The 15438-nt window shown below is 73.9% G+C and carries 10 protein-coding genes and 1 pseudogene; 4 read left to right on the top strand and 7 right to left on the bottom strand.

What is annotated here, in order from left to right; genetic code table 11:
- Positions 1 to 574 precede the first annotated feature (574 nt).
- The 5 genes and pseudogenes from ACF053_RS00425 to ACF053_RS00405 form a co-directional block, all read right to left on the bottom strand.
- Positions 575 to 1006: a WD40 repeat domain-containing protein gene (locus ACF053_RS00425; protein WP_391951712.1), complete on the bottom strand. Its 432-nt coding sequence runs from the start codon at positions 1004 to 1006 to the stop codon at positions 575 to 577.
- A 451-nt stretch (positions 1007 to 1457) separates the two neighbouring features.
- The gene (locus tag ACF053_RS00420) at positions 1458 to 1937 is read right to left on the bottom strand and encodes an SAM-dependent methyltransferase (RefSeq protein ID WP_391951711.1); all 480 of its coding nucleotides are present in this window, start codon (positions 1935 to 1937) and stop codon (positions 1458 to 1460) included.
- Positions 1938 to 2098: 161 nt separating this feature from the next.
- Positions 2099 to 2314: a hypothetical protein gene (locus tag ACF053_RS00415; protein WP_391951710.1), complete on the bottom strand. Its 216-nt coding sequence runs from the start codon at positions 2312 to 2314 to the stop codon at positions 2099 to 2101.
- 82 nt (positions 2315 to 2396) lie between these two features.
- Positions 2397 to 2732, bottom strand: a complete 336-nt coding sequence (locus tag ACF053_RS00410) for an inner-membrane translocator (RefSeq protein WP_391951709.1) — start codon at positions 2730 to 2732, stop codon at positions 2397 to 2399.
- A gap of 127 nt (positions 2733 to 2859) precedes the next feature.
- A pseudogene (locus ACF053_RS00405) lies at positions 2860 to 3039 on the bottom strand (transposase family protein); the annotation flags it as partial.
- A 9-nt stretch (positions 3040 to 3048) separates the two neighbouring features.
- Here ACF053_RS00405 and ACF053_RS00400 point away from each other — a divergent pair.
- The 3 genes from ACF053_RS00400 to ACF053_RS00390 all read left to right on the top strand — a co-directional run bounded on the left by ACF053_RS00400 (position 3049) and on the right by ACF053_RS00390 (position 9097).
- Positions 3049 to 3522, top strand: coding sequence for a HEAT repeat domain-containing protein (locus ACF053_RS00400; protein ID WP_391951708.1), 474 nt, complete (start codon positions 3049 to 3051; stop codon positions 3520 to 3522).
- A 414-nt stretch (positions 3523 to 3936) separates the two neighbouring features.
- Complete coding sequence (locus ACF053_RS00395; RefSeq protein ID WP_391951707.1) at positions 3937 to 4272, top strand: trypco2 family protein; 336 nt, start codon at positions 3937 to 3939, stop codon at positions 4270 to 4272.
- A 136-nt stretch (positions 4273 to 4408) separates the two neighbouring features.
- Entirely contained in the window at positions 4409 to 9097 is a 4689-nt protein-coding gene (locus ACF053_RS00390) for a trypsin-like peptidase domain-containing protein (RefSeq protein ID WP_391951706.1), read from the top strand.
- Between the two features lie 588 nt (positions 9098 to 9685).
- Here the strand turns inward: ACF053_RS00390 and ACF053_RS00385 are convergent.
- On the bottom strand, positions 9686 to 10702 hold the full coding sequence (locus tag ACF053_RS00385; protein WP_391951705.1) for a helix-turn-helix transcriptional regulator: 1017 nt from the start codon (positions 10700 to 10702) through the stop codon (positions 9686 to 9688).
- 101 nt (positions 10703 to 10803) lie between these two features.
- On the opposite strand from ACF053_RS00385, the gene ACF053_RS00380 reads away from it, so the two are divergent.
- Positions 10804 to 12042, top strand: coding sequence for an FAD-dependent oxidoreductase (locus tag ACF053_RS00380; RefSeq protein ID WP_391951704.1), 1239 nt, complete (start codon positions 10804 to 10806; stop codon positions 12040 to 12042).
- Between the two features lie 1398 nt (positions 12043 to 13440).
- On the opposite strand, the gene ACF053_RS00375 is transcribed toward ACF053_RS00380, so the two are convergent.
- Complete coding sequence (locus tag ACF053_RS00375; protein ID WP_391951703.1) at positions 13441 to 14736, bottom strand: cation:proton antiporter domain-containing protein; 1296 nt, start codon at positions 14734 to 14736, stop codon at positions 13441 to 13443.
- Positions 14737 to 15438: the final 702 nt, after the last annotated feature.

Below are 15438 nucleotides of genomic sequence, written 5' to 3'. Positions count from 1 at the left end.
CGTCATGCCCGTGCCCCGGCATGACGACCGGTACTGGGTGTTCTCCGGCGACCGGTACATCCAGATCGAGGTCGCCGCTGACAGCTCCGCCAGAGGGCGGCTGCGACAACCCGCACCCCTCACCGACTGGCAACCTCTGCGGACCTTGCTGCGCACCGACGCGGCCCGGCGGTAGGCGACGCGGAGGGACAGCGGTTGGACAGCGGCCCTTTCGCCGCTGAGCCGCAACGCTCCCGCCGCGACGCTTCAGGGGCGTCCGGACGGCGCTGCGGCACCGGCGTCTGGGCTCCGCAGGTGTCCTGGTGTTCGGGCTCGTCGGCACGGCCGCGGCCCTGAGCAGACCCGACGCAGCGGGTGCCGGCGATGCGCTGCCCTCCCTCGCGGGCGCCCTGACGGGGGGTCTCGTGCTGTAGCTGCGGCCGCCACCACCATGCCCTTCTTCTCCGTGTCCTGATGCTCGACGGGGGCGCCGCCCGACCCCCGTCTCGTCGCCCGCGGCGCGCCGGTTGTGGCGCGCTCGTCCGCCGCCCGGGCCTGTGGGCCTGTGCGACAACGGGCCGATCCCGGAATCGGCCTATCTGGTGGGACATGCGGGGCTCACTGACTGATCCGACAGGTAGGCCGTCCGTTCCGGTGGGGTGAGGTTGCGGTTGACAGCCCGACAGATTCTTCTGATCGCATCGGAGGGCTGGGGAAGAGCCACGTCCCACAGCCGCGCGGTGGCGTCCGTACTGCCGGTGGCCAGGCGGCCATCAGAGCTGAAGGCCACTGACGACGCCGTTTCGGTGTGGCCGGTCAGCGTGGCGACGGCGTTCCCGGTGGCAGCGTCCCACAGCCGTACGACCGGGGAGTTGCTGGCGGTGGCGAGGGTGCGGCCGTCGGGGCTGTAGGCCACCGAGAACACCTGACCGGTGTGTCCGGTCAGCGTCGTGCGGGTTTCGCCGGTTGCGACGTCCCATCCCCTCCCCGGGCCCGGCCCCGGCCGCCGCCACCTCGGTACGGACATACCGCCTGCGACAATCCATGCGGGTGACGCGGCGGGAGGCAGGATCGAGGCCCTCGTAGCGGTGGAGGGGCGATGCCGTCCGTCTTCAGGTCGACCTGGTGCGGGTGCGCGCACGCCGGGGTTCCGGCCGGGGGCAGGGGCTCGCCGCAGTCTCATCCGCCCCGGTTCCAGGTCCCACCCCCCGACGAGGTGGTCCGGTCCTCCGCATCGTCGGCGCGCTCGGAAGTCGCCTTCAGCCATCCGTCCTCCTGACACTGGCACCGCCGGCCGCTCGCCCTTACCGTCGTGGCGTCCGGCGGCGGGCTGTCGGGGCGGACGGCACCCCTGGACGCGCAGCGGAAAGCGGCGCGGGCCGGGCCCGCCGTGCGCGCCACCAGCCCGGCCCCGCAGGGAACCGTGGTGCAACGCGCGCCTGAGAGAGCGCAGGAGGACGACGACCGCCGGGCCTGTGTCAGTAGTACTGGCGCATGATCTCGGTGGCCCAGGCGGGCTGGGTGACGGTGCCGAGGGGACCCAACTCGACCATGTAGGGCTTGATGTCGAGTACGGGCGTACCGTCGACCGCGTCCAAGCCCTGCACGTGGACGTCCAGTCCATCGACACGCAACAGGCGACAGCGCGAGACCCCGAGACGGTTCGGGCGGTTCTTGCCGCGCTGGGCGAAGATGCCCACCAGCGGCCAGTCGGTGTTGCCGCGCGGGTGCCGGGCCCCTGTCTCCACCTTCTCCGCCGGGACCCGGTCGAAGTGGTAGACGACCTCCACATGGGAGAAGGAGTCCAAGCCGGCGAGTGCGTCGGGCCCGAACCGCTCGTCCAGCCGGATCACCGCGGACACCTCCCCCCATTCGTCGTCGCGCACCTCGGCCCGCCCGCCGACCACCCGGCCGACCGGATCCGAGATCACCTCGACCGGGAAGCTGCTCTCCGACATGTGCGGCGCCTTTCGCGGGAAGGGAGCGGACATGGTCCACCGTACGTCGGGCACGCGGCCGCGACCGGGTGGCACTGCCTTCGGAGGGACCGGCGGCAGGCAGTCGTGAGGCGGCCGGCGAACGCCGGGCGGAGGCCGCGGTGGCGGAGGTGCGTGCTCCGTCAGCGGGAGCCCGAAGCCATCCGGTGGCGGCGGAACCGCCTGGCTGCCCACAGGCCGGTGATCAGGCCGGGGATGATGAAGAGGAGACCGCTGACGGTCTCCTCACGCCCGTCGAGGGATTCGGCCCAGAGCGTGGTCAAAAGAAAGGCGCTCGCCGCGCTTACCGACACGAAGAGTGCCAGTTCGGTCCACCAATACTTCGAGCTGTATGCCATGTCCCTCATGATGGCTCATGAGGTGATGAGGTCATCGAGCGTTTTCCCACCTCAGCCTCCGATGGCCGTGACTACATTTGGGTCAGGGCCAAGACCCCAGCGCGTGGAATGCCAGGAAGACACAGAGCGTCAGCTGCACCGCCCCGATGACTCGGTGTCCGATCCACAGCAGCACGAAGGCCGTTATGCCGACCGTCAGGGCGAGAGCGCCGAAGCCCAGCACTGGCGCCCAGTCCGGAGGCGGCGCGCCGGTCGCTGTCTGTCCGGAGCTGTTCATCCGGCCCAGTCCCCGGGCGGCGAGCACGATGGCGACCAACAGCGCGGCCGCCACGTCCGCCATCAATACGAGAAGCAGGAGGCAACCTCCGGTGAAGGCACCCTCTCCGCCGGAGGGCTGCTTGTCGGTAAGTTCGGGCATGGCTTGACGATCGCCCGGGAACCCACCCTTCCGAGCAGCCCGTTGCCGACTCGTAATGCAGGCGTACTCCGACCCTCGTCATGGGCCTACCAGGTTCCGGCGACCCCTCATAGGCACTCAGTCTGAGGGCCAGGTGGAGGGTGAGGGTGGACTGAACAAGGCTGGTGACGCGGGTGGTGGAGCATCGCAGCTTGCGCAGGAGCCGCCAGGTTTTGAAAGTGGCCACGGCCTGCTCGACGAGCGCACGGGTCTTCGCGTGTGAGCGGTTGACCGCCTGCTGACCAGCGGACAGCGTTCCCCGTCGTCCCATCTGGTCATGGGCCTGGTCGTCGCACCGTGTTCGCCCCCGACGCGCACGCTCGACGAGGTGCTCGCCCACTTCGGCGAGTCCGACGGAGGAGCCCTGGCGCTCCGGCTGCTCCGGGACGCCGACGACGTCGAGATGGCGTTGCTCGTCCATGGCGCCGCCGACGCCTCGGTCGAGGAGTTCCCGGAGCCGCTGATCGAACTGTTCCCTGCCGACCGGCATGGGGGCCACGAGCGCATCGTGTCGATGCTGGGCGAGCTCCGCTCGCCCGAGACGGTGCCGACGCTGGTCGAAGCGACTCGCTGGATTCCCGAGCACCTGGACTTCGACGAGGCCCGGGCGCTCGCGGTGAAGGCGATCTGGGCGCTCGGTGGCATTCCCGGCGAGGAAGCCCGGGAAGTCCTCGAGGGGTTGCGCGACGACGAGAACGAGATCATCCGTGAGAACGCGGTGAAGCAGCTCGCACGCCGCGGCGAGCTCTGACCGGACTCCGCCACCACCGTCGAGGTGCTCCCGCTGGCGCATGAGCGCTCCGGGCTCTTCCTCGTCGACCCGGCGGGCGAGGTACGGCCGGTGGCCGCCTGATCGTGCACCCGATCGAGGTCGTGCCGATCCCGTCCGAGCACCCGGCCCGGCCCGAGTACCCGGCCCAGCCCGGGCCCCGGTGTGACTCGATCGGACCGCGTCCGTGACGTCGCCGGTCACGGCGCTGGTGTGTGGAGCGGGGAGGGAGTGCTCGGGAGAGGTTGCCGAAGTCTGTGACAGGGGTCACGCCCGGTCGCTACAGTCGGGGACGTACGCCCGGACGCCGCGGCCCTCGTGCGCGGGGAGCCCCGGTGGTCGGGTCAGGGGGTGTCGGGGACGACGACAACGGACTTGCTGGTACGGGGGGTTGGCATGGAGATCGAGCTCGCCAGAGCCGTGGCCGCACTGCGCGACGAACTGCTGGAGGCCGCCGCCGAGGGGGCCCGCCACGACGTCACCTTCCAAGTGGGCCCGATCGAGATGGAGTTCCAGGTCGAGCTGCGCCAGGACGCCCGGATGAAGGCCGGCTTCCGCGCCTGGGTGGTCTCCGCGGACGCGGACGCCGGCGTCGCCCGCGGCCGGACCCACCGGCTGTCCTTCACCCTCACCCCGCGCGGCACGAACGGCGGGCCGCTGCTGATCGCGGCGACGGGTGACGACGGGATCGCCCCGCGGCCCGAGAGCGACCTGGACCTGCGCGCCCGTTGACCCCGCGACGGGGTCCCGTCGGTGTGCCTGCTGTCCGGGGCGGACCCGCCGTCACTCCCCGGTTCCACGCCGTCCCCGTCGAGCCCCGGGTCGAAGAATGCCGTGCCCACCGTCAACGCGTCCTGGTGGAGGAAGAGTGGACAGCGACCGGGTCGTGCGCGTGGCGCACCGGCAGGGTTGGGCTTCCGGATTCGAGATCTCGCCGCGCCTCGTCCTGACCGCCGCCCACGCCGTGCACGGGGTGGGCTCGCCCCTACGGGTCGCCTCGCTCCGTTCGCTCCGGTCCGGGCGGTGGTACGCGGCCCGGGTCGTGTGGCGCGGCGAACCGGCGGCCCCCCTGTCGACCGCAGGCGCGGGTGACGCGGGCGGGCGGGTCGACGCGGCCCTGGTCCACATCGAGTCGGCCGACTGGGACGGCGGAGCCGAGGGCCCCGTGCGCTGGGGGCGGGTCGTCGCCGAGCGCGACCCGGTATCGTGCCGGGCCTGGGGTTTCCCCCGCTCGGAACATCCCTCCGGTGAGGTCGAGCAGGCGTTCGGCACCATCAGCCCCGGCAGCGGTCTCGTCGGCGGCACATACGTGATCGACTGCAACACCGGCCGGGCCCGGGACGCCGACGGGTCACCGTGGGCCGGTATGTCGGGAGCCGCCGTCCTCTGTGATGATCTTCTGACCGGCGTCGTGACAGCCGACCTCCCCGGCCACACACCTGCCCGACTGCGGGCCGAACCCGCCGCCGTACTGCTCCGGGCGGAGGGCTTCCGCGAGACGCTCGACGCCTACGGCGCCCGGGGACACCACGTACCGGAACCCGTGGAGTACGCGGCCGTCACCGACCCGGACGGCACCACCGCGGGGGAGGCCCCGCACTCCCTCGCGGAGCTGCTGCTGCCCGACCGAGAAATCGTGCCCTTCCGGGGCCGCGACGGCGAACTGGCCGCCCTGCGTTCCTGGTCCCGCACGCCCGGACCCGGCGTGTGCGTGCTCCACGCTCCGGGCGGCCGGGGCAAGAGCCGTCTCGCCCTGGAGTTCGGCCGGACGCTGCCCCCGCGATGGGCCGTGCTGCGGCTGGGCCAGGGACGCGCGGACGCCGTCCGCGAGCTGCCCCCGCCGGCCGTACCGCTCCTGGTCGTGGTCGACGGGGCCGACACCCGCGTCACCGACACCGCGGCCGTACTGGAGCTGATGACACGCCACCGCCGCGCCCCCATCAAGGCCCTGCTCCTGGCCCGCTCCGACACGTGGTGGACGGACCAGGTGTGCCGCCCCTCCGTGACGGCGTCGACCCTGATGGCACGAGCCCTCAACCTGCCCCTGCCCGAGCAGGAGACGGGCCCCATCGCGCTGGCGACCGCCTACGAGGACGCCGCCGGCGGGTTCGCCTCGGCACTCCCACGCCTGCCGGGCTGGCGGCACCACCCCTGGCGCACCCTCGCCGAACGCCTGGCGCCGCCCACGGCCCACGACGGTCTCGGCTCACCGCTCACCCTGCACATGACCGCCCTCGTGGACCTCCTCGACGCCGCCACCAACCGCGCAGCCTCGGGAGGCGGCGCGATGGCGCGCCACGCCGGTGACACGGCGTCGGTCGAGGAGCAACTCCTGACGCACGAGCGAGGGCACTGGCTGAACGTCGCCGACGGGCACGCCCCGCTGACCGGGCTCTCCGAGGAAGCCCTGCTCAACGCCATGACCGCCGCCGTCGCGCTCGGCGCGCGGGACCGGCGGCACATGGCCGACCTCCTCACCCGGGTCGAGCTCCTGCGGGACCAGAGCGACGACCGCCGCCGAGCGGTGTCCCAGTGGATCCAGGCCGCCCTCCCCGCCACGGGCGGCCGGATCGTCGGAGACCTGCGACCCGACCGGCTGGCCGAGCACTTCGTGGGCAGCAGCCTGAGGGGCGAGTCCACACTCGCCGACGGTTTCCTGCCCGGCGCCGACCCCGCGCAGGCGGCACGGTTCCTCACCCTCCTCACCCGCGCCTGCGCGCGCGGCGTCCTCGACGAGGAGAAGCTGATCGGCTGGTGCGTCCGCCACCGCGACGTCCTGGCACGCCCCGCGATCGACGTGGCCACCCAGGTGGAGGTCCCCGACCCGCTGGTACGCGCCCTCACGGCGATCAGCGACGCCCCGGACGTCACCCTGCCGGAGCTGGAAGGGCTCGCCGACCACCTCCCCGCGAGCACCTACAACCTCGCCCCCTGGGCCCTGCACCTCGCCCGCAGGATCGTCGAGGCCCACCGGGCACAGGCCGGCGACGACCCCGAGCGGCTGGCCCGACTCGCCGTCGCCCTGCGCGAACTGTCCAAGCACCTCGAGCACATGGACTGCCACGAGGAAGCCCGCCATGCGGCCGAGGAGGCCATCGCCGTGTGGCGCAACCTGCCCGCCCCGCACCCGCGACGACTCTCCGAGTGGGGGTCCTGCCACAGCAACCGGGCCCTGAGCCTCGTGCGGCTGGGCCGTCGTGACGACGCGCTCCGCTCCGCCCGCACCGCCGTCCACGCCCTGGCCCTCGTGGAACCGGCGGAAGCAGCCGAGACCCTCGACCGCCGGGCCAAGGCGCTCACCACACTGGCCGAGGCCGAGCGGAGTCTCGGGGACCACCAGGCCGCCGTACACGCGATCACCGGCGCCGTCGCCCTGAGCCGGAGACTGGCCGCCCGCGACCCCGACCGGTACACGCCCCTGCTGGCCGACGCCCTCCAGAACCAGGCCGTCTACCAGTTGGACGCCGGCCACCCCGCCGAAGCCCTCGAAGCCGTACGGGCCGCCGTGGAGCTCCACGAGACGCTGGCCGAGGCGCGCCCCGACGCCTTCAGGCCCGCGCTCGCCCTCGCACTCGCCACGCTCTCCTCGGCCTCCCAGCTCATGGGCCTGCGCGGCGAAGCCCTGGCCGCGTCGCGCAGGTCCGTCGCCATGCGCCGGGTCCTCGCCGAGGCGCGCCCCGACGTCTACCTCGCCGACCTCGCCACCACCCTCAACCACCTCTCCATCGACCTCGACAACCTCGGCCTGGCCGACGAGTCGCTCGAGGCGATCGAGGAGTCCGTACGCCTCTTCCGCGGCCTCGCGCACGACCATCCGGATCGCCACCGTCCGCGGCTGGCGCTCACGCTCAACTCCCTCGCCAACCGGCTCAGCTCCGCCGAACGGCACACCCGGGCCGTCGCGACCGCACAGGAGGCCGTGGAGGGGTACCGGCGACTCGCCGTGGACCAACCCGCCGCCTTCCGGTCCGAACTCGCCATGGCCCTCGTCACCCTGGCCCACACCCTCACCGTCGCGGACCGGCCCACCGAGGCCAGGCCGTTCCTGGAGGAGGCCGCGGCCCACTACCGGTCCTTGGCGGCGGCCGACCCCGGCGCCCACGCGCACGACCTCGCGACGTGCCTGAACAACCTGGCCGTACTGCTGCACCGACTCGACGACCCCGCCACCGCCCTCGCACTCGTCGACGAGGCCGTCGACCTCGGCACCGCGCTGGAGGCGAACGGCTCCGGCGCCTACGCGGACGGACTGGCGAGGAACCGGCTCGTGCAGTACCTGTGCCTCGTGGACCTCGGCCGGTACGACGACGCCGCGACCGCGGCCATCGAGGCCGTGGACCGCCTGCGGGCCCTGGCGCGGGAGGCGCCGCAGCGGTACGAGGAGACCCTGGTCTCCGCCCTCTCGGCCACCAACGCCCTCCTGCACGGCACGGGCCACGGCGAACGGGCCTCGGAGCAGCTGGACGACGCGGTGGTCATCGGCCGTCGACTCGCGCGGGACGACCCCGAGCGCCACCAGGAGGCCCTGGCCGCGAACCTGGAAGCCCAGGGCGATCACCTGTGGCTGCTCGGCCGGGAACGGGCGGCGCTCAGGGCCGCCGCCGAAGCGGCCCGCCACCGCCGCGCCGCCCACCGGCGCCGGGGAACCCACACCACCGCACTCGCGGCCGTACGGGCGGCTACCGTGCTCGGCGCCCGCCTGACGGGGTGCGGTCACCGCGCGCACGCCCTGCGGGTGACACGTCAGGCCGTCGACGCGCTGAGGCCCCTGCACGCCGCCGCGCCCGACGCCCACGCGGCCGTGCTCGCGCAGCTGCTCGCCCAGGCGCAGCTCCTGCTCTTCCACGCGGGCGCCGCAGACGCCGCGATGGACACCGGGGCCGAAGCGGTGCGGATCGGCCGGGAGGCGGCCGGCGCGCGGTCGGACGACAGGACGGCGGACCAGGTCGCGGGCCGGCGAGCCGCCGCGGAGGCGCTGCTGACGCACGGCTTCGTCGGTGGCGAGCTGCACCGGCACGGTTCCGTCGACGTGCTCGGCGAAGCGGTCGTCCACTGCCGTGAACTCGCCGCCCGCGCGACCCCCGAAGACGAACTCCTGCTGGCCCGGGCCCTGGGCTGCCACGGCCGTCTGCTGGCGGCCGACCAACGGCGGCACGCCGAAGCGCTCAGGTGCACCGCCGAGGCGGTTGACCTCTGCCGCACCTACGCAGGCCACGTCCCGATCCTGCGCTCCCCGCTCGCCTCCCTGCTCACCACGCACGGCCTGCGGCTCGCCGAAGCCGGACACGCGCGGGAAGCGGCCGCGCACACCGACGATGCCCTGGAGAGCGCCCGCACGCTGGCAGCCGGGGACCGGCGCGCCCACCGGGACCTGCTCGCCCACGCCCTGGAGGCAGTGGCACGTGCCCGTCTGCTCGCCGGGGACCGCTCGGCGTACGCACGGGACGCCGCCAGGGAAGCGTGCGACCTCTTCGAGGAGATCGCCCGCGACGAACCGGCCGCCACCCTGCCCTACCTGCGTCAGGCGCGGGAGACGCGTGAACGCCTCGGGGCGTGAGCGTCGGCGTGCCCCCGGCCGCGTCGGCCCGGTGGGAGCGGACGTGCGCCGGGTCCGTCCGTCCGCCCGGAGGTGGCCTCGGAGCCCGCTGGGGTGAACGGCCGCGATCCCGCCCGGCGTGCAGTCCGACGGCACCGGCGCGGACGGGACGTTCCGGGCGCGTGACTCCACCCACGCCGGCAGCGACCGCGTGGAGGGCGGGTGGTGACGCGCCGACAGGCCGTGCCCGGCCTCCCCGTCGGCCCGGCACTCGGATGCAAGCCCGGCGCTCTTCGGCAGTCGGGGCTCTGAGGCAGCCCGGCGCTCTTCGGCAGTCGGGGGCTCTGAGGCAGCCCGGCGCTCTGAGACAGCCGGGGCTTGGAGACGGCCGGGCGCCTGGAGGCGGCCGGGGCCCGGGGCCGGCGGCGGCCGTCCTCTCCGAACAAGGGCCGCGGGCGCCCCCGCTGCCGGAGGGAAGCCGGGGCGTTCGGGCACACGCCGCCACGACAGGACGCACGCCACCCGGCGCCCGCGCGGGCAGCGGGCCCGTCCCGCCGCCCGCCGTCCCGCCGCCGCCGACTCACTGCCGTCGCTCACGCAACGGCCCTGTCACGGGGGAGGGCCAGGGCCTTCCCCGGTGTCCGCGAGGGTGGCCCATCGGTCCGCGAGACGCCGGCACGCCCGGACGAGTTCGGGCGGGTGGAGGTCGGTGAGCCCGGTGTCGAACGTGGCGAGGAGCCCCGCCACGCCCGCCCAGGACCAGGCGCCGAGGGTGAGCCGGCAGTGGTCGTCGTCGAGGTGCTCGACGACCGAGCCGCCTGGTGCCCAACGGGCGACGATCCCGGCCGGCAGGTCGAGGCGGGCGCTGCCGGTGCACGGCCAGGTCGCGGGGGTGTCACCGCGGTCGTGACTGGTCATGACGAACCGAGCGGGGTCGTCCCCGGGGAGTGCACGCGGGTCGAAGCACTGTGTGGTCGGCCTCGGACGGAACCGCTCGACGCGGAGGACCCGCCACTGCCGGTCCTCGAGGTCGTAGTTCACCAGGTACCACCGGCCGGCCCACACCACCAGATGGTGCGGTTCGACGCGGCGGCCGGGTCGGAAGTCCTCCTCCCCGGGGCCGGGTCGGGAGCCGTCGGCCCGCAGGGCCTCGATGACCAGTACGTGGCGGTGGCGCGCCGCGGCCCCCACGACGGTGAGCGCCGCCGGGTCGATGGGCGGCGCCAGGAACTCCCAGGGGTTGTGCAGCCTGGTCAGCCGAACCGACCCCAGGGCCGCGCGCAAGGCGGCGGGCGCTGCCTGCTCCAGGGTGACCAGCGCCCGGGCCGCGTCGTCCCCCAGGCCGAGCACCGTGCCGGGCGCGGTCTGCAGGGCGACGGCGATCGCGAGGGCCTGGTCGTGGTCGAACACCAGGGGAGGGAGGGTGTGCCGCATGCCGAGCCGGTACCCGCCGCCGGGTCCGTGGACGGTGGTCACCGGATAGTCCAGCCGGCGCAGGGTGTCGATGTCACGCCGGACGGTGCGCTCACTGACCCCGAGCGCGGTGGCGAGCTCGTGCCGGGGCCACTGACGACCCGACCCGAGGAGGGACAGAAGCCGCAACGCCCGCCGTGAAGTGCTCGCCATCGCCCCATCCTGACACCGGTGGTGGCCACCCCGTGTCCACCACCGGTGTCACTGTTGCGCCCGAACGGACGAACAGCGGCGACAGTGAAGGACGTACGGACATGCGTGTCGTGGTGGTCGGTGGCGGGATCGGCGGGCTCGCGCTGGGGGCGGGGCTGCGCCGGCGCGGGGTGGAGGTGGCGGTGTTCGACCGCGACACCGACGTGGCGGCGACAGGCGGGTATCACATCACCCTCGACGAGCGGGCCCAGTCGGCGCTGCGGGAGCTGGTGCCGGCCGACACCGTGCAGCGCCTGCTGGCGTCGGCCTCGGCGCTGCGGCTGCGCGACGCCGACGCGTGGTGGGACCGTCGCGGCCGACTGCTCGGCCGGGGAGGGGACCTCGGCGACAGCTCCGGCGTCGACGTCGACCGCGTCACCCTGCGCACGCTGCTCGCCGAGGCGGTCGGCGACGACCTGCACCTGGGACGGACCGTGTCCGGCGTCGACCACGGTGACGACGGCACACCGCGCGTGCTGTTCACGGACGCCGCACCCGTCCCGGCGGATCTCCTGGTGGGCGCGGACGGTACTCACTCCCTGGTCGCCCGGCACCTCGCCGGAGGCCCGACCAACACACCGGCGGGCATCATCGGTTTCTCCGGCCGCACCCTCGCCACCGACCTGAGCGCCGGGGAACAGCGGCGGCTCGGACCGCGGTCGGGACTGGCCATCGGCCCGCGAGGCGCCGCGCTGTACATCGGCTTCCTCGACCCGGTCGGCCGCCCCGCCCTCGACGCGCCGGAACTGCGGATGTCCGTCACCACCGGGCCCACCTACATCTGGGGCGCCATGTTCCCCGCATCACCCCTGACCGACTCCCTGCGTCACCTGCGGGAGGCCGAGTTGCGGGCCGGGCTGTTGAGGACGTTCCACGCGCGGGGCTGGGACGAGCGGAGGCTCGAGGTCATCGCCCGCGCCGCCCCCCACAGCGTGGCCGCCTACCGCTTCAACGCCGCATCGACCCGGGCGGCCGACCTCGCGCCGTGGCCCGCGGGCCGGATCACCGCATTCGGCGACGCCGTCCACGCGACACCCCCCACCGCGGGAATGGGAGCCGGAGCCGCCATCCGCGATGCCGCCGACCTGGTGCAGCGCCTGGGCGACGTCGCCGACGGCACCACCACGCTCACCGAGGCCGTCACCCGCTTCGAGGCGGGCATGCGCCGGCGCGGCAGCCAGGCCCTCACCCCGGCCATGAGGACGGTCCGCCTGATCCTGGCCACCGACACCACGCTCGGCGCCGCGGCCACCGCACTGACCACCCCCCTCCTGGCCGCCGCCGCCCGGCTACGCCACTGACGACCGACCCAGGTGGAGCCCCCGACTGCCGGGAGGGCGCGGCGGCCGACCGCTCGCGGTGCTCTGCGGCAGCCACCCGGACGGCGAGTCGTACGTGTGCAGGGTCGTCGCGGGACCACTGGCGCAACACGCTGCGCCCGGGCGACCCTTGGTCACCCTGTGGAGGCCACCGCGCTCGACCTGCGCCCGCCCGTGCCGGCAGCTCGGCACTGTGGCTCATGCCGCGTTGATCAGCTCGCCTGGGACCTCCGCCACGACTCCCCAGGCGCGTGCCTGCTTCGCGATGGTGGCTCGTCCTTGTAGGCGAGTTCGGATGCCTTGGCCAGCCAGTACGCATGGGCCAGGCTGTAGCTGGTCGCCCGGTGGTCGATGGTGGACGGCACGCTCGTGCGCTGTCTCCTCGCAACGTCCCTGACGATGCACCCGCACGTCCTGCTCCGGGCGCCTCACCGCCTTCGTACAGGCACGTCCCCGAGCGGCCGGCGCCCGCACGTCCTGCTCCGGGCGCCTCACCGCCTTCGTACAGGCACGTCCCCGAGCGGCCGGTGACCCGCGCCCGGGCCCTCACCCGAACGCCCCATCCGGTGAGCGCCTTCCAGAGCTGCTCGGCCCCGCAGCGAGCGCGATGAGCCGGACCGCCCCCGCCCACAGCCGCACGACGGGCGTCGGTCGTGCGTCGGTGGCCCGAGAGCTCCGCCGGCGCCTGACCGCCGACCCGGCCGAACGCGACCACCCAGCCCGCCGCGCAGCCGGCTGCCGGGGCCGGATCGTGGCGTACGACCCTGCTCCGCGCTGACGCCCCCCTCGCCCTCGGCCGCCGCGTGTCCGGGCCGCTGCCGGCTCCGGCCGGCCTTCCGCTGCCAGCGGCGGCGCTGCCGGTGCCCGTCCGTGCCACCGCTGTGCCGAGTCGCGCGGGACTGGGGCCGTCCGGCTGCTGGCATGCCGGTGTCTCCAAGGACGGGGGTGCTGCGGCCTGCGGGTCGGGCACCTCGGCGGGACCCGCTGCGGATGCGAGCGGAGAGTCAGGCGTGGGCCACGGAGCCGATCGCGCTCATGACCTCGGGCACTGAGGGCCCGCCGGTAGGGCCCTTTGGCGAGGTGTCGCGCCGCTCCCGGGCGACCGCAGGGTGCGCGGCGGCCGCCGCGTGGACGCCGGAGACCGGAGCGCGGTCGTCAGGCCGCCGGGTGACCGGCGATGCCGTGGTCACCCGGGTCGGTCTGACGCCGCCGAGCGGCTCGACCAGCAGGTCTCCCGTCCTGACGTGGTGCGAGAGACGACCCGGGTCGGCGACGCGGGGTGCGGGCGCTGCAGACGAAGCTGCGGGGGCCCGGCGAGGTGCTGCCGCCGCGGCTGCCGTCGACGGTCGGACACGCGGGGCGCCCCCGCGGTCCGTATCCCTATATGGCGTGTCCCTTCGCGGGCTCGGTGGAGTGGGTGCCTCCGGCGTCCTCGACGGGCGTGAGGGGCTCGGCGTCGGTGCGGTCGGCGTCGGTGGGGCGTCCCAGCAGCCAGGTCAGCAGGGGGCCTGCCATCGCGGTCGTCACCACGGCCATGACGACCATGAGCGAGTACAACTCCTGGTTGAGAAAACCGAGTTGCAGGCCCACGTTGAGGACGATGAGTTCGGTGAGACCGCGGGTGTTCATCAAGGTGGCCAGGGCCGCCGACTGGCGCACCGGCATCCGGTTCAGGCGGGCGGCGGCGAACGCGCCGATGAACTTGCCGCCCACGGCCACCAGCAGGATGAGCCCCAGGTCCCCGAGCCCGCCGGCGTCGAGCCCGGAGAGGTCGACCTTCAAGCCGGCGACCAGGAAGAACACGGGCAGCAGCAACGTACCGCTCATCTGTCCGAGACGATCGTGCACGTCGCGACGCAGCTGCTCCGTGCCGTTACGGGGAAGGACGACGCCGAAGAGGAACGCGCCGAAGATGTAGTGCAGGCCCAACCACTCGGTGGTGGCTGCGGAGAGCAGCAGGCCGGCGAGGATGCAGGCGAAGGTGGTCGGGGTGAGCCCGAGCGACCCGCGGCGGTCCGCGATCCGGCGCAGTGCGGGGCGCAGCAGGAACAGCATGGCCAACAGGTACGGGACAGCCAGAAGGATCCGCCACTCGTCAGGGCCCGCCGAGCCGCTGACGGCGACCACGGCGGCGAGCAGGAACCAGGCGAGGACGTCGTCGATGGAGGCGCAGGCCAGGGCGACCACGCCGAGGGGCGTCCGGGCCATGCCCCTGTCGGTCAGGATCCTGGCCAGTACGGGGAACGCGGTGATCGACATGGCGATGCCCATGAAGAGCATGAACGCCGTCTTGTTGCCGGTGCCGTGGTCCTCCATGAGGTAGAGGGCCAGGGCGGCGCCGAGTCCGAAGGGCAGCAGGATGGAGCTGAGCGAGACGCTGGGGGCGATGGCTCCGCTTCCGCGGATCAGGGCCGCGTCCCACTCCAGTCCGACGATGAACATGAAGACGGCCACCCCCACCGCGGCGAGTGCGCCGAGCAGGGGCCGTATGTCGGTGGGTAAGAGCGCGTCGGAGATCGCCCCGTGGAAGAGGGTCGGCCCCAGTGCGATGCCGGCGAGGACCTCGCCGATCACCGCGGGCTGGCCCAGGCGGCGGGCCAGCGCGCCGAGCAGCCGTGCCAGGAGCACCATGGCGGCGAGGCCGACGAGAAGCGAGATGGTCTGTTGCGTGGTCATGCGGTCCGTTTCCGTCGATCGTGATCCGGCCCGGGACATCGTGTGCCGGCCGAGGTCGAGTCGAAAGGGCAGGGCAGGCAGGCGTTCCGGGCGGCGCCGGCGCTCCTTCGTCGGAGTCAGGCGCGACGGTTCGAACCCCGGATGCCTGATCGGTGTGGGGGTCCTCTCCGGGTGGGGGGTGATGAGGGCAGGCGGTGGTGGAGGTGCATGGGCAGACTGCCTGTTGCCCGCGGGACTGGCGAGGAACTCAGTTGAACACCCGTGCGGTCCGCCGGACACCGTGCGTGGTCGATCACCACGAGTCGAACGCCTCCTGGAGCGACGGGGATCCGGTCCTGACGGTGGCGGGCGGCAGGCGGCGGCAGGGCGGCGCGGCGGCGATGGTGTCAGGCGCGGCGACGGGGCCGCGAGACGCCGACGGCGGTCCCGCAGGGCGGTGGCGCCAGGGTGAGGGATGGACCTGTCGCCGTCCGGTTGCCCCCCCCGCCGGTCTGACGTCGCCGCCCCATCGGTGACGGCCTCCCGCCGCTCGGCTTCACGCCGGTGGCGTAGCCGCCCGGGGCGGGGGAGGATCGCGCCTGGCGAGTTCCTGACAGGTACGACGCCGTCGGATTCCGCGTCGCCCGGTCTCCGCAACGCTCGGGACCCTACCGGGCCGTGGGCGGCAGACGCTGCCCCACGGGGGGCGGTGCACGGTGGGAG

The sequence above is a fragment of the Streptomyces kanasensis genome, from assembly GCF_043077165.1.
Taxonomy (GTDB): domain Bacteria; phylum Actinomycetota; class Actinomycetes; order Streptomycetales; family Streptomycetaceae; genus Streptomyces; species Streptomyces changanensis.
This window is presented reverse-complemented; position numbering and strand designations above follow the sequence as displayed.